This is a genomic window from Pseudomonas sp. DP-17, assembly GCF_022380625.1.
Classification (GTDB): domain Bacteria; phylum Pseudomonadota; class Gammaproteobacteria; order Pseudomonadales; family Pseudomonadaceae; genus Pseudomonas; species Pseudomonas nitroreducens_A.
The window spans coordinates 165,901-185,912 of sequence record NZ_JAKSXG010000002.1 but is presented as its reverse complement, the minus strand read 5'-3'; the positions used below and the strand labels follow the sequence as shown (position 1 = coordinate 185,912).

Here is a 20,012-nt window from a genome sequence, read left to right as displayed (position 1 = left end):
ACGGACATCCGGACCTGTAGGAAAGCCGACACACCGGCAGCGGTCAGCCACGCGCCGGCTCACCGGTTGCCGGCGCCACCCTGAACAACAATCCCAGCTCCATCAACAGCGCCAGCACGATAGCGCCGGTGGCCACCGCAAAGAGCAGCGCGTAATGCCCGTGGCTGGCACTGAACAAAGCCGAGTAGGCATAGCCGGCGATGGCCTGGAAGCTGGCGAAGGACACCGTCGCGCGGCTCCAGGTGGCGTTCTGCGCAGCATGGCCGGGTACCAGCTGATGCACCCGCGCCAGGGCCAGCGGCACGATGCCCGGCGGGAACGAGCCGATCACCAGGCTGGCCACGCCCAGCAGGCGCAGGTCGCCGGTTTCCAGCAGCAGGCCGAGGGCGATGAATTGCGCCACCAGCACCAGCCGGATCGCCGCTCGCGCGCCCAGATGGTCGGCGAGGAAGCCATAGACCACCGGCCCGACGATGGCGCCGACGCCGTACAGCGTCCAGATCAGTGCCTCGCTGTGGGTGCCAGCGCCCAGGCCCCGCGCCACGTAGTCGACCAGGAACATCATCGGCGCCACCAGCGCGGCGGCCATCAGCGCGTACTGGGCAAAGAGCACGTAGACACCCGCCGAGGCGCGCGGCCCAGCCACGTCAGGGGCCTGGGTATGCGGGTGCTCCTGTGGCCAGCCGAACCAGCTGCTCAGGCTGAGCACCAGGGCCAGCGCGCCGAGCCCGAGCCAGGTCTGAACCAACCCCAGCGCCAGCAGAAGCGGCACCAGGGTGCCGGAAGCGGCGATGCCCAGCCCGATGCCCAGGAAGATCGCCCCGCTCGCCAGCCCGCGCCGATTGGCGGCCACATGCGGCAGGATGGTAGCGGCGGCCAGCACCATGATCACCCCGCCGGAAATGCCCGAGACCAGCCGCCAGAAGAAGAACCACGCCTGGTTCAGCGGCCAGGCGCAGGCGAAGAACGACAGCGTGACCAGCAGCATCATGCCGCGAAGTACCGTTGTGCTCGACCAGCGTGCCGCCAGCGGACGGCCGGCCAGCGCCCCGACCAGGTAGCCGGCGAGATTGGCGGCGCCCAGGTAGACCACGGCGGATGCCGAGAACCAGTGCGCCTCGATCAGCGCCGGGATCAGCGGCGTGTAGGCGAAACGCGCCAGGCCGATGCCGACCAGGCTGGCGCAGAGGCCAGCCCAGATCGGCAACCAGAGGGAGCCCCGGCTGGCGAGGCGGGAAGCATCGGTATGCATGACAACCCCTATCGCGCCGTCAGGGCGGCGCCGTTGAGTGGTGATGGGGAAATCATAAAGGCCAGGTAAAATGCAGTAATGCAGCGTGTTTTCATGCAACCATTGCATTTTTGCATCAAAAGGACTTCGTGATGATGAACTGGGACGATGCCCGCGTGTTCCTCGCCCTGTGCCGCGAACAGACCCTGCGCGGCGCCGCCCGCGTGCTGGCGGTGGATCAGGCGACGGTGGGCCGGCGCCTGGCATCGCTGGAGCGTTCGCTGGAGGCGACGCTGTTCCTGCGCACCTCGGCCGGCTACAGCCTGACCGCCGCCGGCGAGATCGCCCTGGCCGCGGCGCAGGCCATGGAGTCATCCGCCGCCCAGCTGCAACGGCAGATCCTCGGCATGGACGACCGCATGAGCGGCGTGGTGCGGGTCACCACCACCGACTCCTTCGCCGCCGACTTCATCATCCCCGCGCTCGCCCTCCTGCACCGCGAGGAGCCGGGCATCGAGGTGCAACTGCAGACCTCCACGCAGATGCTCAACCTGAGCAAACGCGAGGCCGACATCGCCGTGCGCACCCACCAGCCGGAGAACCCGGACCTGATCGTGCGGCGCCTGGCACGCTGGGGCAGCGGGCTGTTCGCCTCCGCGCAGTACATCGAGCAGCGCGGGGTTCCTGAGCCGGGAAGCGCCTTCGCCGGACACGACCTGGTGGTCTATCAACCTTATCTCGACGCGGGCAAGGAAGTTTTCCTCGCCTCCGAGCCGATCATTCACGGGCGCATCGCCATGACCTGCACCTCCGGCTTCATGGTCCGCCGCGCGCTGGCCGCCGGCCTGGGCGTCGGCGAACTGCCGCTGCCGCTGGGCGAAGCGGATGGCCTGGTCCGCCTGTGGCCGGATCGCTCGCCACAGCCCTACGACGTGTGGCTGGTCACCCACAAGGATGTGCGCCATACGGCGCGAGTTCGCGCGGTGATCGATGCCATCGCGCGGAAGTTCGGCGACATCGCGCCGTAGCACGCGGCCTTGCAGAAGCGATTCTTGCTCGGCGCTGATGCACTTCAATGAACGCGGATATGGCCGGTTGCTACGAAAAGGATGTGTGGGAAGTTCCCGGGAAGAACGCTCCGTCGGATGGCGTGGAGCACAGCGGTACCCATCAGCCCCGCGCACCGGCAGCACGGTTATCGCTCAGGCGCTCCCATCCCACAAAGGCCGGAGCCCGGGTCTCAGGGCACCGGCGCGCTCATGTACTCGACCATCCGCTCGCGCAGCCAGCGTTCCGCTGGGTCGTTGTCGTGGGCGGCGTTCCAGACCAGGGACAGCTCGGCCGGTCTGATCTCCAACGGGGGGGACTCGGCGCGCAGGCAGCTGTCCTCCACCAGCGCGCAGGCCGCGTAGTCGGGGACGGTGGCGATCATCTCGGTGTTGCGCAGCAGCGCGCGCAGGCTGCCGAACTGCGGCACGGCCAGCACCACGCGACGGCGGCGTTCGATGCGCTCCAGGTCCAGGTCGATGGCGCCGTTCAGGTCGCCAGAGAAGGACACCATCACATGGGGTCGCGAACAGTAGTCGTCCAGGGTCAGCGGGCCCGGGCGATCGTCGCCGCGCAGCACCTTCACGCCGATATCGCGCAGCTTTCGGCGCTTGGCGTTGGCCGGCAGGTCGGTGGTGTAGCTGACGCCGACGGTGATCTCACCGGAGGACAGCAGCGCCGGCATCAGCAGGAAGTTGGCGCGCCGCACCACCACAGTGATATTCGGCGCTTCCTGCTGCAGGCGCGCCAGCAGCGCCGGGAACAGGCCGAACTCGGCGTCGTCGGAAAGGCCCAGGCGGAAGATGTTGCAGCTGCTCTCGGGCTCGAAGGTCTTGGCCCGGCTGACGGCTGCGGAGATCACATCCATCGCCGGGCGCAGCTCCTCGAAGATATGCAGCGCCCGGCTGGTGGGCTCCATGGCGCGGCCGGCACGCACCAGCAGCGGGTCGTCGAACAGGTCGCGCAGGCGGGCCAGGGCGGCGCTGACGGTGGACTGGGTGATGAACAGCTTCTCGCCGACGCGGGTGAGGTTCCGCTCCAGCATCAGGGATTCGAAGATCACCAGCAGGTTCATGTCCAGGCGGCGCAGATCGTTTCGGTTCATGGCTGGTCGCTCGGGGCTGTGGAGTGGGCATCTTTGCACAAGACGAGGGCCGCGCCAGTCGAGCACAGTACAGCGCATTTCTCTTGGACGGATGTGCTTGAAAGCGGTCCGCCGGCGGAATTCGATTGAGCATCGGATCACCTTGATTTACCTTGGATTTTTCCTATTCCTGAGCAGCCTTTTGCTGCCGAAGGACACCACGACAAGAGAGACGCCATGCCCGCACCTGCCCACCAGGTAGCGACCATGCTCGCCCCCCAGACCCACCGCCTGCTCCTGCAGCTCATGGAGGCGCTGGAAAGCCGCGGAGAAGGCCTCCACCAGGCCAGCCAGCGCCTGTGCCAGCATTTGCTGGAACACTATCGGATGCCGGAACCCGACAACGAGGGGCAGGAGGCGGGCGAACGCCTCGCCCTCGCCCCCTGGCAGGAACGCAAGGCCAAGGACATCCTTGCCGGCAGCCTGCTCAGCCGCCTGTACATCGCCGATGTCGCCGAGCAGTGCGGCATGTCGCGCAGCCACTTTTCCCGCGCCTTCAAGCAGGCCACCGGGCTCGCGCCACGGGAATGGGCGCTGCGCCTGCGGATCGACCGCGCCCGCCAGTTGCTCGCCTGCGGCGACGCGCCGATATCCCAGGTCAGCCAGGAATGCGGCTTCGCCGATCAGTCGCACTTCTGCCGCAGCTTCCGCAAGCTGGTGGGCTGCACGCCGAACCGCTGGCGGCAGGCCGCCCGGGTCGGGGCAACGCAGGAATTGGCGCCGGACGTTTCATAAAACCGCAGGGTGGATAACGCTGACGCGTTACCCGCCCTGCATTGTTAATTCCTACGCCGTTCAGGAAGTGTTCAGCCAGGATCGGAAGAACCTTGAGGTATGACAGTTCCGATGTAACGCCCTCCGTCTAGCCTGGAGTCAGTCCAAATTTCCCAACAGGCAGGAGCCGGGAGTCAACGCATGACTGCACAGCAACCCACCGACGGCAAACCGCACAGCACCGACCCCAAAAGCACCGACTGGTACCGCAAGAGCATCGACCAGACCCTGGCCGATCTGCAGACCTGCGTGCAAGGCCTCTCCCCCGACGAAGCCGAGGCGCGATGGCTGCGAGTCGGCCCCAACGCCTTGCCGGCCAAGGCGGTCGATCCGCTCTGGCTGCGCTTCGCCCGGCACTTCAACGACGTGCTGATCTACATCCTCCTGGCCGCCGCCGCGGCCACCGCGCTGATGGGCCACTGGACCGACACCGCGGTCATCCTGCTGGTGGCGGTGATCAACGCGGGCATCGGCTTCTTTCAGGAGAACAAGGCGGAGAAATCCCTCGCTGCCCTGCGCGGCATGCTCAGCAGCACCGCCCACGTGGTGCGCAACGGCAAGAAGATCGAGATGGACGCCGCCCGGCTAGTGCCCGGCGACATCGTCATCCTGCGCCCCGGAGACAAGATTCCCGCCGACGTGCGCCTGTTTGACGTGCACCATCTGCAGGTCGAGGAATCCATGCTCACCGGCGAATCCCTCACCGTGGGCAAGCACGCCGACGCGCTGGACAAGGAAGCGCTGCTGGCCGACCGCACCAACCTCGGCTTCTCCGGCACCAACGTCAGCGCCGGAAACGCGCGCGGCGTGGTGATCGCAACCGGCCCGACCACCGAACTCGGGCGCATCAACAAGCTGATCGCCAACGTCGACGAAGGCGAGACGCCACTGCTGCGGCAGATCGCCGAGCTGGGCAAGCGCATCTTCCAGCTGATCATCGGCATGATGGTGGTGCTCTTCGTCATCGGTTTCTTCTGGCACGACTACCCGTTCGGCGAGCTGCTGCTGTCCCTGATCAGCCTGGCCGTGGCCTCGGTGCCGGAGGGCCTGCCGGCCATCGTCTCGATCATCCTGTCGCTGGGCGTGCAACGCATGGCGCAGAACAAGGCGATCATCCGCAAGCTGCCGACCGTGGAAACCCTGGGCGCCATGAGCGTGATCTGCTCGGACAAGACCGGCACCCTGACCATGAACGAGATGACCGTGAAGAGCGTGCTGCTCGCCAACGGCATCTATGCGGTTGAGGGCCAGAGCTACGAGCCCAGGGGTCGCATCACCTTCGGCAGCACCAGCGACGAACTCGACTGGTCGCAACACACCGCGCTGGAGTCCTTCATCCGCGCAGTAGACATCTGCAACGACAGCAGCCTGCAACTGGGTGACGAAGGTCGCTGGGGCGTGGTCGGCGGCCCCACCGAGGGCGCGCTGAAAGTCCTGGCGCGCAAAGCCAACCTGCCGGAGATCGAGTTCCACAAGTTCGGCAAGATTCCCTTCGACTCCGCCTACAAGTACATGGCTCGACGCTGCGACGTTGCCGGGCGGAGCCTGATCTACCTCAAGGGCGCGCCCGACGTGCTGCTGCGCATGTGCCAGCAACAGCTCGGCGCCAACGGCGTGGAGCCGCTGGACCGCGAGTACTGGGAGCGCGAGATGAGCTTCATCGCCGGGCAAGGCCTGCGCATGCTCGCCGCCGCCTACAAGCCGGTACAGCCCGATGACGGCGTGATCGACCACGAGGACGTGCAGGACGGCGTGATCTTCCTCGGCGTCGCCGGCCTGCTCGACCCGCCGCGCCCGGAGGCCATCGAGGCCATTGCGCTGTGCAAGCGCGCCGGCATCCAGGTGAAGATGATCACCGGCGACCACCCGGACACCGCCGTCGCCATCGCCGGCATGCTCGGCATGGGCAACGACCTGCGCGCCATGACCGGCCAGGAGCTGGAGCAGGCCGATGACACCCAGCTGAAATCCCTCGCCATGCAGTACTCGGTATTCGCCCGCACCAGCCCCGAGCACAAGCTGCGCCTGGTGCGCGCGCTGCAGGCCAACGAGGAAGTGGTCGGCATGACCGGCGACGGGGTCAACGACGCCCCGGCGCTGAAACAGGCCGACGTCGGCATCGCCATGGGCATCAAGGGCACCGAGGTGACCAAGGAAGCCGCCGACATGGTGCTCACCGACGACAACTTCTCCACCATCGCCGGCGCCGTGCGCGAAGGCCGCCGGGTCTACGACAACCTGAAGAAGACCGTGCTGTTCATCCTGCCGACCAACATGGCCCAGGGCCTGCTGATCGTCATGGCGATCCTCGCCGGCGCGGTGATCCCCCTGGCGCCGCTGCAGATCCTCTGGATGAACATGGCGACCTCCACCACCCTGTCCTTCGCCCTGGCCTTCGAGCCTGGCGAACCGGGGATGATGCGTCGGCCGCCGCGCAACGCGAAGGAGTCGATCCTCAATGGCTTCGCGGTCTGGCGGGTGCTCTACGTCGGCGGCCTGCTCACCGCCGCGGCCTTCCTGCTGGAAGCCTGGATGGTCAGCAACGGTCAGGACACCGACCACATCCGCACCATGATCCTGCACACCCTGGTCACCGCCCAGTGGGCCTACCTGTTCAACTGCCGCCTGCAGGAGGAGTTCTCGCTGAACACCGCGCTGCTGCGCAACGGTGCGCTGCTCACCGTGACCCTGGCGCTGATCCTGCTGCAGTGCTTCGTGATCTACGTGCCCTTCATGCAGACCGCCTTCCACACTGTCGCCCTGCCCTTCAGCGGCTGGCTGATCTCGCTGGGCATCGGCGTCGTGGTGTTCTTCGCAGTGGAACTGGAGAAGCTGGTGATTCGTCGCTGGAAGGCTTCGCGGCGGTAGGCCGCAGGGTGCACGACGTCGAACATCGTGCACCAGCGCCTCATGTCCCATGGCAGCGGATTCCATCCGCTGCCATGGGACAGCCAGCAAGCCGGCATCGGCAATCGCCAACCATCCCGGCGCACGGCGGACAAGGTCCGCCCCCTCTAACGCGAAGTCCCGGCTCAACCCTCAAGCGGCATCCGATATTCGATCACCCCCGGCCGTTCGGCGATCCAGTCGTAGAGCCGCTGCGCCCTGTGGTTGGTTTCCTGGGTATGCCAATATAACCGGTCGCACTGGTGCTCCCGCGCCTGGCCTTGCACGTACTCGATCAGTTTCTTGCCAATCTGCTGGCCTCGCACACTGGAGGAAACGTAGAGGTCTTCCAGGTAACAGAATTGGTTCCGTCCCCAGGTCGAACGGTGGTAGACGAAATTGACGAAGCCGAATATCCGCTCGCCATCCGTGGCGACAGCGCAATGCATCGGTTCGGCGCTATCGAAGAAGCGCGCCCAGGTGATCCGGGTGACTTCCTCGCCCAGGTCCACACCGTAGAAATCCTGATACCGGGCCCAGTACTCGGACCACTTCTCGAAGTCTTCCTGCACTACCGGGCGAATCGAGATGAGCTGTTGTATCGCTGTCATGTCCTGTCTCCTTGATCACGGCGGGAGCGTGTCCTTTTCATCCATCCACGATGACGGACAATCGCCCCGGTCTGCAGACCCCCTGCTTGACCGGGCTGATTTATATCGCCCTAATGGCATGAAAGACCCAGCCAATTCACGGATGAGTAACAGACCAATTGTTCAAGACCTCCCTGCTCGAATCGGTCAAGGCCGCGATGGCCCATCCGGAACTTCTGTCCCTGCCGCTGCATTCGCGCATCCAGCGGACGCTGCGCCAACTGATTCTCGAAGGTGCGCTGGGCGCCGGCAGCGCTCTTCCTGCTTCACGTCTGCTGGCCCGATCGCTTGGGGTATCGCGCGACACCATCGAATCCGCCTACTCGCACCTGCACGCCGAGGGTTTCATCGAGCGGCGTGTCGGTAGTGGTAGTTTCGTCGCCGAAGCCACGCGCCTGTCGCCCGGCCGCCGTACCCGGAGGCGCCTGAGTGGCGCGCCACCCGGTGCGGCAAACCTCAGCCAGCGCGGCCAGGCAATGCTCGACAACGGCGGAGTGCGCGAGCAGCTCGCGCCCCGTCCCTTCGCGCCCGGCGTGCCAGAGACCCGCACCTTCCCGCTGTCGACCTGGGAGCGCCTGCAACGCCAGGTGCTGAAGGAGTTCGGCCCACGGGCGTTGCTGCATAGCGATCCGCAAGGCATGCAGCCCTTGCGGCAGGCCATCGCCGACTACGTCAACCTGGAGCGCGGTGCCCGAACCACAGCGGATCAGGTGCTGGTGCTGACCAGCTCGCAGCAGGCGCTGGGCCTTTGCGCCAACGTGCTGCTGGATGCCGGCGAGAGGATTTTCATCGAAGACCCGGTCTACTACGGTGCGCGCAAGGCATTCGCCGCGGCAGGACTGGACTGCCAGGCGATCCCCGTCGACGCACAGGGCATTCGGGTGGATGAGTTGCTGGCCCACCCACACCCGGCCAAGGTCGTCTACCTGACCCCCTCGCACCAGTTCCCCAGCGGGGCCACCCTGTCCCTGGAGCGGCGCCTGTCGCTGATCGAATGGGCGCGGCGCGAGCAGGCCTGGATCATCGAGGACGATTACGACAGCGAATTCCACTACGCCGGCAAACCCACGGCCTGCGTGCAGGGCCTGGACGCCCATGAGCGCACGCTATACATCGGCACCTTCACCAAGTCGCTTTTTGCAGGCCTGCGTATCGGATACCTGGTCCTGCCGCCTTCGCTGGTCGAGCCGATGACCATTGCCCGTTCGCTGCAGGACGGCCACACCGCCTCCATTGCCCAGCTGACGTTGGCCCGCTTCATCACCGGCGGCCATTTCGGCGCCTACGTGCGCGCGATGCGCAACCTCTACGCGGAGCGGCTGGAACTGCTGGCAGACCTGCTTGAGCAGCGCCTGGGTGGGGCTCTGCAACCACGGCGGCCCGCTGGCGGCCTGCAGATGCCGTGCCTGCTGAGTGGCGAGATGACGGAGCGTGCGGTGCTGGGTGCAGCGCGCACGGCGGGTATCGAGTTACTAGGGTTGAGCGGACTCTTTGTTACCCGGCCTCCGCAGCCCGGGTTCCTGATGGGGTTCGCCGCCTATACGCCACAGGAACTGCAGCGCGCCGTTGATGATCTGGCGCGCGCCCTGGAGATGCTGAAACCAGCGGCGCCGCGGCCGCGATGAGGCAAAGGTGGCTCCGGCCGCCGTAGGAGCGAGCCCGCGCGCAAGCCCCGCCCGGACAACCATGACAGGCAGGCTCGCCCCTACAGGTGTCACGCCCTTGTCCTCCCCAGGTGCCCGGCCCTTCGGCAGTTGCGCAAAGGGGGCGTTTGCCGGGTGTTCCCGCGTCCACTGAAATCTGCTGCTTGGTGTTCCTTTGAGGGCATCCGCCTCGATACGTTCCCGCCTGGCTGTGAATCGACACCGGCCCCGGGCGCAGAATGAACAAGGCCCGCCAATGGCGGGCCTTGTTCTACAGCGAAACTCGGCTCAGAGCGCCATGTCGCTGGAAGCCTTTTCCGACGCGGGTGCGGCGTCGCTCGACGTCTCGGTCGGAGCCTGGTCGATGGCTGGCGGCGGGTCCAGTTGCAGGACCTTGGCGGTGTAGCTCCACTCGGCGAAGGTCTTCTCCGGGCTGTCGTTGAGCTTGGTGCCATAACTCGGGACGATCTGGTGGACCTTGGCCTGCCATTCGGGGGTGGCGAGTTTCTCCTTGAACACCTTCTCCAGCACGCTGAGCATGATCGGCGCGGCGGTGGAAGCGCCCGGCGATGCACCCAGCAGGCCGGCGATGCTGCCGTCGGCGGAGGCGACGATCTCGGTGCCGAGCTTCAGCACCCCGCCCTTGTCCGCGTCGCGCTTGATGATCTGCACGCGCTGACCGGCCTGCCACAGGCGCCAGTCCTCGGCCTTGGCTTCCGGGAAGTATTCGCGCAGTGCCGCGAGGCGGTCGTCGTCGGAGAGCATCAGCTGGCCGGCGAGGTATTCCACCAGCGGGTACTCATCGATGCCCACGCGGGTCATCGGCCAGACGTTGTGGACGTTGGTGCTGCCCAGCAGGTCGAGGTACGAGCCTTCCTTGAGGAACTTGGTGGAGAAGGTGGCGAACGGCCCGAAGAGGATCACACGCTTGCCGTCGAGCACGCGGGTGTCCAGGTGCGGCACGGACATCGGCGGAGCACCGACCGATGCCTTGCCGTAGGCCTTGGCCAGATGCTGCTGGGCGAGAGTCGGGTTCTCGGTGACCAGGAACGAACCGCCCACCGGGAAGCCGGCGTAGTCCTTGGCTTCCTCGATGCCGGATTTCTGCAGCAGGCGCAGTGCACCGCCGCCGGCGCCGATGAAAACGAACTTGGCGTCGGTTTCGCTGACGCTGCCGTCCTTGAGGTTCTTGTACTCGACGCGCCAGGTGCCGTCGTCGTTGCGGGTGATGTCCTCGACTTCGCTGGAGAGCTTCAGGCTGAAGTTCGGTTTGGTCTGCAGGTAGCCGGCGAACTGGCGGGTGATCTCGCCGAAGTTCACGTCGGTGCCGATCGGCGTCCAGGTGGCGGCGATCTTCTGCGACGGGTCGCGGCCCTGCATCATCAGCGGTACCCACTTGGCGATCTGCGCCGGGTCCTCGGAGTACTGCATGCCACGGAACAGCGGGCTGGCCTGCAGCGCCTCGTAGCGCTTCCTGAGGAAGGCGATGTTGTCATCGCCCCAGACGAAGCTCATGTGCGGGGTGGAGTTGATGAACGAGCGCGGGTTCTTCAGCACACCGTTCTGCACCTGCCAGGCCCAGAACTGACGGGAGATCTGGAACGACTCGTTGATCTCCACCGCCTTGGCGATGCTGACGTTGCCGTCTTTATCCTCGGGGGTGTAGTTCAGCTCGGCCAGGGCGGAATGGCCGGTGCCGGCGTTGTTCCAGCCGTTGGAGCTTTCCTGGGCGACGCCATCCAGGCGCTCGACCATCTCCATGCTCCAGCCCGGCTCCAGCTCGTTGAGCCAGACGCCCAGGGTAGTGCTCATGATGCCGCCACCGATCAGCAGCACATCGACCTTCTTGGTTTCCGCGAACGCGGGCGCGCAATTCACTGCCAGAGCGAGGCCCAGCAGCGCCCCGCTAACTTTCTTGATCATCGAAAGGTTTCTCGTCGTTAGGGCTTGGCCTTCCCCACCGGCGTCATACAGCGTGAAGGCCGTGCCCCGCGCACGGAGCGCTAACGACGGGCAAGGCGACAGATGACGAGGATGAGTCGGGACTCAGTTCCCTCCTCCGCCGGCTCTGGGGCCTGCTTGATGGAATGAGGGACGTCCTGCGCAGAGAGACACGCAAAGCCTTCGGCTTCGGCTTTTGTTGTGGGAGGGATGCATGGTCTGCTGAAACGTTTGCGCATTCTATAGAAAGTGAACTGCATCACCAACCTTTGCAGTCAACTATCTACCTGTCGATTGGCGTGTAAGCCAATTCACGTTGTTACAGGGATGCTGCACCACAACGTTACCGAAGCGCACCGCAAACGCGCACGAATCTTCCTATCCGTTACCGTTTCGCCCTCTTTACTCGACACCATTCTTACACCTCTTTCCTACGCCGAGCCGCCTAATCCGCCCGATTCCAATCACTTCGCCATCATTGGCACGGCAACTGCTTGATTGCATGCATGGATAATTGGATCCAAAAATCCACGAGGAAACACCCATGCGCCTGGTACCCGCTGCCCGCCCGCCGATGAGCGCCGAAGACGAGGCCTACGACTATCTCCTCCAGGCCATCTGCACCGGCCGCTACAAGACCGGCGACCGGCTGGTGGCCGAAGACATCGCCAGCGACATCGGCATGAGCCGAATGCCCGTGCGCGGCGCCTTCAAGCGCCTGGACGCCGAGGGCCTGGTGACCCTGCGACCCAATCGCGGGGCCATCGTCAGCGGGCTGAACATCGAGGAGATGCGCGAAGTCTTCGAGATGCGCAGCGCCCTGGAAGGCCTGGCCATCCGCCTCGCCGTGCCGCAACTCACCGACCGCGACCTGTCCCGCCTCGAACGCATGCTCGACGAAATGGACGACTACCGCGACGACAGCGCCGGGTGGGTCAGCCGCCACCGCGCCTTCCACGAATACCTCTGCAGCCTTTCCGGACGTCCGCGCCTGCAACGGCAGATCACCGCACTCTACTCCGTGATCGAGCCGCACATGCGCCTGTGGCTGCAGCACGTCGACAAGCCCATGAGCGCCCGCGAGGAACACGCGGTGATCCTCGACGCCCTGCGCTCGGGCGATGCCCGCGAAGCCGAGCGGGTGATCTGCGACCACATCGAGGGGACCATCCCGTCCCTCGCGAAATTCCTCGAGGCGCAGTCCTCCTGAGAGAAAGAATCGAAGCAACGGGCGCCTAGACCCGTACTTCTGTGTCCCTGAACTGCCCCTGGCAACCCCACCCCGGAGAGCAATATGTTCGAACGCAGGATCCCGCAGTGCCTTCTCGCCCTTTGCCTGGCCGCCCCGCTGGCGCACGCCGAAGTGAAGATTCCCGACCGCTTGCAGAACGCCAGCAAGGTCACTTTCTGCGGCGGCATGGACTCCCCGCCCATGGGCTTCTATGACGCCAACCAGAAACTCACCGGCGTCACCATCGACCTGGGCGAAGCCATCGCCAAGCGCCTGGGCGACAAGAAGATCGACTGGCGCATCACGCCCTTCTCCGGACTGATCCCGGCGCTGCTCGCCGGCCAGTGCGACATGCTGGTGGACCAGCTGTTCGACAAGCCCGAGCGGCGCGAAGTGATCGACATGGTCAACTACATGTACTCCAGCCAGGCCGTGGTCGTCGCCAAGGGCAACCCCGAGGGCATCCGCAACCTGGACGATCTCTCCGGCAAGAAGGTCGCGGTGCTCAACGGCTCGACCATCCGCACCCTGCTCGACGCCCACAACGAGAAGCTGGCCAAGGCCGGCAAGCCGCCGATGAAGGTGGTGGTCTACAACACCGACACCGACGCCTTCCAGTCCCTGCGCATCCGCCAGACCGACGCCTACGGCACCACCGTGGAAACCGCCGGCTACTACCAGAGCATGGCGCCGGATCTGTTCGAGATCGGCGTACCGGCCTTCGCGCGCATCCTCACCGGCCTGGGCATCCGCAAGGAAGACAAGCAGCTGAGCGAAGCCGTCACCCAGATCATCAAGGACATGCAGGCCGACGGCAGCTACGCCGCCCTCCTGGCCAAGTGGCACATCGAAGGCGACAAACTGGACTGAGGTAACGAGCCATGAACTTCAGTTGGGACGTGTTCTGGCAGTACCTGCTGCGGCCGAGCGACATCTACCTCTACGGCCTGTGGCTGACCTGCGTGATCGCCGTCAGCGCCATGCTCCTGGGTTGCGTGCTCGGGCTGCTGGCGGCGCTGATGCGCCTGTCGAGCAATCCGCTGTTGCAATACCCGGTGCGCTTCTACGTGTGGCTGATGCGCGGCACGCCGCTGCTGGTGCAGATCGTCTTCCTCTACACCGCGCTGGCTGCTGGCGGGATCTTCCGCTTCGAGGACCTGGACCTCGGGCTGTTCATCCTGCCGGGCAATATCCAGGCCGCCATCATCGCCCTGGGCCTCAACGAAGGCGCGTACATGGCCGAGATCATCCGCGCCGGCATCGGCGCGGTGGACAAGGGCCAGTACGAAGCCGGCAAATCCCTCGGCATGACCTTCCCCAGGCTGATGCGCCGCATCGTGCTGCCGCAGGCCTTCCGGGTGATCGTTCCGCCGCTGGGCAACGAGTTCAACGTGATGCTGAAGAACACCACGCTGGTCAGCGTGATCGGCGTGCAGGAACTGCTGCTGAGCACCCAGATGGTCACCTCGGCGACCTTCCGCGTGTTCGAACTGTACCTGGTCGTGGCGATCTACTTCCTCGCCCTGACCACCCTGTGGGGCTTCTTCCAGCGCTGGCTGGAAGCGCGCTTCGGCAAATCCGACGGCCACGCTACCGCACCGAACCGCCTGTTCGGCCGGCAGGCCATGAAACTGCTGAGGGGGCGTTGAGATGATCCCGGACATGAAAGACGTGGTGATCCAGGCCCGCGACGTACACAAGGCCTTCGGCGAGCTGGAAATCCTCAAGGGCGTTTCCCTGGAAGTCCGTCGTGGCGAAGTGGTGGTGCTGATCGGTGCCTCGGGCTCGGGCAAGACCACCTTCATCCGCTGCATGAACCACCTGGAAGACATCCAGGGCGGCAGCATCCGCGTCAACGGCGAACTGATGGGCTACCGCGAACGCCCGGACGGCAAGCTGGTGCGCGACTCGGAAAGCAACATTGCCCGCCGCCGCCGCGACATTGGCATGGTGTTCCAGCGCTTCAACCTGTTCCCGCACATGACCGTGCTGGAGAACATCATCGAAGCGCCGACCCAGGTGCTCGGTGTGCCCAAGGGCGAGGCACTGGACCAGGCCCGTCGCCTGCTCGCCCGCGTTCGCCTGTCGGACAAGGCCGAGCACTACCCCGGCCAGCTCTCAGGCGGCCAGCAGCAGCGCGTGGCCATTGCCCGCGCCCTGGCGATGAAGCCCCAGGCCATGCTCTTCGACGAACCCACCAGCGCGCTGGACCCGGAAACCGTGGGCGAAGTGCTGCAGGTGATGAAGGAGCTGGCCGACGAAGGCATGACCATGGTGGTCGTCACCCACGAGATGGGCTTCGCCCGCGAAGTGGCCGACCGCGTGGTGGTCCTGCACCAGGGCGAGCTCATCGAAGAAGGCCCGCCGGCGCAGGTCTTCGGCAATCCGCACCACCCGCGCACGCGGGAATTCCTCAGCCGCGTTCTCTGAAGATAAGGACAAGTCATGCGTAAACGCGTTCTGTTCGCCAGCACTCTCACCCTCCTCGCCTGCGCCACCGCCGCCCAGGCCGACGACAAGCTGGTGCGCTTCTACAACTGGTCCGACTACATGGGCCCGGACACCCTGAAGAACTTCGAGAAGGACAGCGGCATCAAGGTCCAGTACGACGTCTTCGACACCAACGAAATGCTCGAGGCCAAGTTGCTCTCCGGCCACTCGGGCTACGACCTGGTGGTGCCGTCCAGCCAGTTCCTCACCAAGCAGATCAACGCCGGCGTCTACCAGAAACTCGACCGCGCCCAACTGCCCAACTGGAAGCACCTCGACCCGCGCCTGATGAAACGCCTGGAAGCCGCCGACCCGGGCAACCAGTATGCCGTGCCCTACATGTGGGGCACCGTGGGCATCGGCTACAACGTCGACAAGGTCAGGGCCGCCCTGGGCGACAACGCTCCGCTGGATTCCTGGGACCTGATCTTCAAGCCGGAAAACCTCGCCAAACTGCATGGTTGCGGCGTGGCCTTCCTCGACGCACCGGTGAAGATCATCCCGCAGGCGCTGCACTACCTCGGCCTGAACCCGAACAGCACCAACCCCGACGACTACACCAACGCCTCTGCCCTGTTGCAGAAGCTCGCCCCGTCGATCACCTACTTCAACTCCTCCAAGTACACCACCGACCTCGCCAACGGCGACATCTGCGTGGCGGTCGGCTATTCGGGCGACGTGATGCAGGCGCAGACCCGCGCCCAGGAAGCGGGCAAGAAGATCGACGTGCGCTACGTGATCCCCAAGGAAGGCGCCAACCTCTGGTTCGACATGTTCGCCATCCCGCGCGACTCGAAGAACCCCAAGGGCGCCCACGAGCTGGTGAACTACCTGCTGCGCCCGGAAGTCATCGCCCCGGTCAGCGACTACGTCGGCTATGCCAACCCCAACCCCGACGCCACGCCGCTGCTCGACCCGAAAGTGCGTGACAACCCCGGCATCTACCCCAGCGATGCGGTGATCGAGAAGCTCTACGTCTCCGCCGACCTTCCTCCGAAAATCCAGCGCGTGATCACCCGCGAATGGACCCGAATCAAGACTGGCCAATGACCTTCGAAGAGCCCTGCCATGCTTAAGTTTTCCGCTCACGAGTATCCCTACGCCTCCCAGCGCCAGAGCGTGTTCGCCCGCAACGGCATGGTCGCCGCCTCGCAGCCCCTGGCTGCCGAGGCTGGCATTACCATGCTGCGCGCCGGCGGCAACGCCATCGACGCCGCCATCGCCACCGCCGCCGCGCTGACGGTGGTCGAGCCCACCGGCTGCGCCATCGGCGGCGACGCCTTCGCCCTGGTCTGGGTCAAGGACCAGTTGCACGGTCTGGACGCCAGCGGCCACGCACCCGCCTCCCTCTCCATCGACAAGGTGAAAGCCGCCGGGCACGACAAGATGCCGGTGCACGGCTGGCTGCCGGTCACCGTGCCGGGCATTCCCTCGGCCTGGGCCGAGTTGTCCGCGCGCTTCGGCAAACTGCCCTTCGCCGACCTGCTGCAACCGGCCATTGCCTTGGCCCGCGACGGTTTCCCGGTCTCCCCGGTAGTCGCCCACCAGTGGGAAATCGCCCGCCAGGAATACCAGCAAAACCGCGCCGCCGTGCCGGCCCTGGAAGCCTGGTTCGACACCTTCACCGTGGACGGCAAAGCCCCCCGCGCCGGCCAGCTGTTCCGCAACCCGGCCCAGGCGAAAACCCTCGCCGAACTGGCCGAGACGAAGTGCGAAAGCTTCTACCGTGGCGCCCTCGCCCAGCGCCTGGCCGAGCACTCCGCCGCCACCGGCGGTGAGCTGAGCGCGGCGGACCTGGCCGGCTACAAGCCCAAGTGGGTCGAGCCGATCAAGACCAATTACCGTGGCTATGACGTCTGGGAAATCCCCCCGGCCGGCCAGGGCCTGATCGCCCTGATGACCCTGAACATCCTGCAAGGCTATGACTTCGACCAACGCGACAGCCAGCTCACCTGGCACCGCCAGCTCGAAGCCATGAAGAAGGCCTACGCCGATGGCCTGCACTACATCACCGACGCCGAGCACATGCGCGTCAGCACCGCCGCGCTGCTCTCCGACGACTACGCCGCGCGCCGCCGCGCCGAGATTGGCGAACGGGCCGCCGAGCCGAAACATGGCGACCCGCACTCCAGCGGCACCGTGTACATCGCCACCGCCGATGGCGAAGGCAACATGGTCTCGTTCATCCAGAGCGCCTACCACGGCTTCGGCTCCGGCGTGGTGCTGCCCGACAGCGGCATCGGCCTGCAGAACCGTGGCTCGGAGTTCAGCCTCGACCCGGCGCATTCCAACGCCCTGGCGCCGGGCAAGAAGACCTTCCACACCATCATTCCCGGCTTCCTCAGCAAGGACGGCGTGGCCGTCGGCCCGTTCGGCGTGATGGGCGGCTACATGCAGCCCCAGGGCCACGTGCAGATGGTGATGAACCTGGTCGACTTCGGCCTCAACCCGCAGGCCGCGCTGGACGCCCCGCGCTGGCAGTGGCTGGGCGGCATGAAGGTCGGCATCGAGCAGCACGCCAACCGCGACCTGGCGTTCGGCCTCGCCCGGCGCGGCCACGAGGTGGAGATCGCCTGCGACCTGACCGACTACGGGCGCGGCCAGATCATCGTCCGCGATCCGCAGACCGGCGTGCTCTGCGGCGGTACCGAGCCGCGCGCGGATTCGCATATCGCAGTGTGCTGACGCCTTGCTTCTCCTCGCCGGCGGCCGCTGGCGAGGAGAAGGTCGCACTGCCCCGACCAGCCTCTAGCGCTTCTCGCAAGCACCGCCTTCCGGCGTCAGGGTGATCTCCACGCGTCGATTGGCATTGCGGCCCTCTTCGCTGTCCTCGGCAGCAACCGGCTCGCTGGCCCCTGCGCCCCGCACGACGAAGCAGTCATCGGGAATATCGCCCATGCGCTGCATCCAGTCGCGCACGGCCGCCGCGCGATTGCGCGACAGCTCCAGGTTGCGCTGGGGATCGCCGGTGGAATCGCTGTGACCGGTGATGACGATCAACCAGCCGGGTTGCGCCTTGATGTTGATCAGGCTGTTCACCAGCACCTTGGTCGAGTCCGGCTTGAGTTCAGCCTTGCCGGGCGGGAACAGCAACTGGCCGTCCAGGCGAATCGGCGCGACGGGAGCAGAACGCACACGTTCTTCCGAGGCGGGCCCGGTCACCGGACTCGATGCCGCCGGCTGAAACGGGTCGCCCAGTCCTTTCGCCCCTTGCCAATGGCTATGGGCCCAGATGAACAGGCCGGTCAAGGCAACCAACGCGCCCAGCAGAAGCAGCCAGGCCCGGAATGGCCGACGCTTGCGGGCTGGCGGCTGCTCCACCGGCGGCTGTGCACTGTCCAATTTCAGCACGACCACGGCAGGCGCCTCGCTGCGTGGCTTGCGCGGGGTTCGGCGGCGAGTCGGCGAGACGGGCGGTAGAGCCTTGGCGGCAACAGGGTTCGGCGCAGCCGCTGTCGTTTCCTCGTCTGCCGCAGCTCTCGGCGCAACCACGGCTTCAGTTGCAGCATTCGGGGCCAGGCGTCGGAGCAGGCCCTGCAGCTGACCGCGCAACGCCTGCAATGGAGGCAAGGGCTCAGCTTCGTGACGCCCCAGCGATTGCTCCAGCCGCTGGAGCTGATCGTCCAGCCGCAGTAGCTCGGGCAGGTCCTCCGCCGAGAGCTGCAAGCCACGCAACCAGGGCCGCAACTCGGTCAACAACCAGCCGAGAATCTCCAGGCGAACCGACAAGGCCGGCGGCCAAAGACGCTCCCAGTCACGCTGGAGCAGGCGTTCGAGCAACCCCAATCCGTCGTCCAGCCCTGCCGGGCCACGCAACTGCGCTCGCGCCAGGACAAAGGCCGCGACCGCTTGCAGCTCCATTCCGTGCTCGCGGAACTGCGCCAGACACAGCCGCTCCACACGCGCCCAGTCCATATCCGGTCGCGCCGGGTGGCTGAGCTTCGCCAGCTCCCTTCCCAACGCCGCAGACGGCTCGCTCCCTTGCGGGTCACCGCCCAGGCGCAGCTTTTCCTCGATCGCACTCATCCCTTCGTCACGCTCCCCGGCCATCAGCGCGCCAGAATGTCGCGCTGTTTCAGATGGCGCACCAGCACCTTGCCTTGCGGCTCGAGCGTGGTGCCGAAGGTCGCGCGGGCCCCGTCGAGCAACTCCACCTCGAGGCTGTACTCCAGGTGCCCCGGCAGTACCTGCGGCAGGAGCACGATCTGCACCGAGGCCAGACGCGGCTCGTACTTGAGCAGCATGGTGCTCATGGTCGCCATCAGCCCATGGGCGCTGCCCGGCATGCCATGCAGGATCTGGCTCATGTCCGGCAGGCCGTAGTCGGGCAAGTGGCTGAGGGTGCCGGCCCGGCAGTTGAGGATACGCTGCAGGTTATCCAGCACCGACAGCATCGGCTGGTCCTCCTCGCGCACCTGGTGCAGGTCGAGCTCACCGCTGAAGTTCTGCAACAGCAGTTCATAGAGTGACGGATTCGCGCATGTCCTCGTAGAGCTGTTCGCCAGCCTGGTGACGATTGAAGAAATGCGCCTGCAGGGGTTTGGCGGACCAGACGTCGTACGATGGTCGGCTGGCCCTGCGCATCACCATCTCGTCAAGCAACGCGCATTGCGCATAGCAGATCTGGTTGATCCCGCGCTGGCTCATTCCGGCCTCGATGAGGCTGTTGCGGCAGTGCTCGATCTGCGCTGTGCAATGCTTCCAGAGTGCATCGCCGTCCAGCGTCATGGCGCCCTGCTGCAACTCCACCACCAGCATCCGGAAGCCGCACCCGCAGCAGGACAGCTTTAAGCTTGCCCAACCGTAGTGCGTCCTGGTCGAACTGCGCAGCCAGAACCCCCCAGGGGTGGACCCACGACATTCTCGCAACGCATTCGTTGGTCCAGGCCTCCCAGCGTGCCTGTTGCTGGAATTGCTGCGGGGAAAGCAAAGCCCCCGCAGCCCATAAGGGGCGGTCGATCTTCATGAATGGCTT

17 protein-coding genes and 1 pseudogene are annotated in these 20,012 nt (G+C 65.8%); 10 read left to right on the top strand and 8 right to left on the bottom strand.

Going from position 1 to position 20,012, the window contains the following annotated elements:
- Positions 1–43 precede the first annotated feature (43 nt).
- Positions 44–1,252, bottom strand: a complete 1,209-nt coding sequence (locus tag MJ122_RS06540; protein ID WP_239743105.1) for a YbfB/YjiJ family MFS transporter — start codon at positions 1,250–1,252, stop codon at positions 44–46.
- Between the two features lie 134 nt (positions 1,253–1,386).
- Between MJ122_RS06540 and MJ122_RS06535 the strand changes: the two genes are divergently transcribed.
- Positions 1,387–2,259: a LysR family transcriptional regulator gene (locus MJ122_RS06535; protein WP_239743303.1), complete on the top strand. Its 873-nt coding sequence runs from the start codon at positions 1,387–1,389 to the stop codon at positions 2,257–2,259.
- 212 nt (positions 2,260–2,471) lie between these two features.
- On the opposite strand, the gene MJ122_RS06530 is transcribed toward MJ122_RS06535, so the two are convergent.
- Entirely contained in the window at positions 2,472–3,383 is a 912-nt protein-coding gene (locus tag MJ122_RS06530; RefSeq protein ID WP_017518358.1) for a LysR substrate-binding domain-containing protein, read from the bottom strand.
- Between the two features lie 216 nt (positions 3,384–3,599).
- On the opposite strand from MJ122_RS06530, the gene MJ122_RS06525 reads away from it, so the two are divergent.
- Both MJ122_RS06525 and MJ122_RS06520 read left to right on the top strand, forming a co-directional pair.
- The gene (locus MJ122_RS06525) at positions 3,600–4,157 is read left to right on the top strand and encodes an AraC family transcriptional regulator (RefSeq protein ID WP_239743103.1); all 558 of its coding nucleotides are present in this window, start codon (positions 3,600–3,602) and stop codon (positions 4,155–4,157) included.
- 180 nt (positions 4,158–4,337) lie between these two features.
- The gene (locus MJ122_RS06520) at positions 4,338–7,064 is read left to right on the top strand and encodes a cation-transporting P-type ATPase (protein WP_239743102.1); all 2,727 of its coding nucleotides are present in this window, start codon (positions 4,338–4,340) and stop codon (positions 7,062–7,064) included.
- A 164-nt stretch (positions 7,065–7,228) separates the two neighbouring features.
- Here the strand turns inward: MJ122_RS06520 and MJ122_RS06515 are convergent, their stop codons facing one another.
- Entirely contained in the window at positions 7,229–7,693 is a 465-nt protein-coding gene (locus tag MJ122_RS06515; protein ID WP_192432620.1) for a GNAT family N-acetyltransferase, read from the bottom strand.
- 158 nt (positions 7,694–7,851) lie between these two features.
- On the opposite strand from MJ122_RS06515, the gene MJ122_RS06510 reads away from it, so the two are divergent.
- A complete protein-coding gene (locus tag MJ122_RS06510; RefSeq protein WP_239743100.1) occupies positions 7,852–9,357 on the top strand; it encodes a PLP-dependent aminotransferase family protein in 1,506 nt (501 codons plus the stop codon).
- 306 nt (positions 9,358–9,663) lie between these two features.
- Here MJ122_RS06510 and mqo read toward each other — a convergent pair whose 3' ends face one another.
- Positions 9,664–11,298, bottom strand: a complete 1,635-nt coding sequence (gene mqo, locus MJ122_RS06505) for a malate dehydrogenase (quinone) (protein ID WP_239743098.1) — start codon at positions 11,296–11,298, stop codon at positions 9,664–9,666.
- A gap of 562 nt (positions 11,299–11,860) precedes the next feature.
- Between mqo and MJ122_RS06500 the strand changes: the two genes are divergently transcribed.
- The 6 genes from MJ122_RS06500 (at position 11,861) to MJ122_RS06475 (ending at position 17,722) form a co-directional block, all read left to right on the top strand.
- The gene (locus MJ122_RS06500; RefSeq protein WP_088418403.1) at positions 11,861–12,526 is read left to right on the top strand and encodes a GntR family transcriptional regulator; all 666 of its coding nucleotides are present in this window, start codon (positions 11,861–11,863) and stop codon (positions 12,524–12,526) included.
- Between the two features lie 84 nt (positions 12,527–12,610).
- Entirely contained in the window at positions 12,611–13,417 is an 807-nt protein-coding gene (locus MJ122_RS06495) for an ABC transporter substrate-binding protein (RefSeq protein ID WP_239743096.1), read from the top strand.
- A gap of 11 nt (positions 13,418–13,428) precedes the next feature.
- Positions 13,429–14,196: an amino acid ABC transporter permease gene (locus MJ122_RS06490; RefSeq protein ID WP_239743094.1), complete on the top strand. Its 768-nt coding sequence runs from the start codon at positions 13,429–13,431 to the stop codon at positions 14,194–14,196.
- A gap of 1 nt (position 14,197) precedes the next feature.
- On the top strand, positions 14,198–14,977 hold the full coding sequence (locus tag MJ122_RS06485) for an amino acid ABC transporter ATP-binding protein (protein WP_138216802.1): 780 nt from the start codon (positions 14,198–14,200) through the stop codon (positions 14,975–14,977).
- A gap of 15 nt (positions 14,978–14,992) precedes the next feature.
- The gene (locus MJ122_RS06480; protein WP_239743093.1) at positions 14,993–16,087 is read left to right on the top strand and encodes a polyamine ABC transporter substrate-binding protein; all 1,095 of its coding nucleotides are present in this window, start codon (positions 14,993–14,995) and stop codon (positions 16,085–16,087) included.
- Positions 16,088–16,105: 18 nt separating this feature from the next.
- Entirely contained in the window at positions 16,106–17,722 is a 1,617-nt protein-coding gene (locus MJ122_RS06475) for a gamma-glutamyltransferase family protein (protein ID WP_239743091.1), read from the top strand.
- 63 nt (positions 17,723–17,785) lie between these two features.
- Here MJ122_RS06475 and MJ122_RS06470 read toward each other — a convergent pair whose 3' ends face one another.
- The 4 genes and pseudogenes from MJ122_RS06470 to tssK all read right to left on the bottom strand — a co-directional run.
- Entirely contained in the window at positions 17,786–19,063 is a 1,278-nt protein-coding gene (locus MJ122_RS06470; RefSeq protein WP_239743089.1) for an OmpA family protein, read from the bottom strand.
- A gap of 23 nt (positions 19,064–19,086) precedes the next feature.
- A complete protein-coding gene (gene tssE / locus MJ122_RS06465) occupies positions 19,087–19,488 on the bottom strand; it encodes a type VI secretion system baseplate subunit TssE (RefSeq protein WP_239743087.1) in 402 nt (133 codons plus the stop codon).
- Positions 19,489–19,495: 7 nt separating this feature from the next.
- Positions 19,496–19,789, bottom strand: a complete 294-nt coding sequence (locus MJ122_RS06460; protein ID WP_239743085.1) for a DotU family type IV/VI secretion system protein — start codon at positions 19,787–19,789, stop codon at positions 19,496–19,498.
- Positions 19,790–19,793: 4 nt separating this feature from the next.
- Positions 19,794–20,003: pseudogene (gene tssK / locus MJ122_RS06455) on the bottom strand (type VI secretion system baseplate subunit TssK); the annotation flags it as partial.
- Between the last annotated feature and the right edge of the window lie 9 nt (positions 20,004–20,012).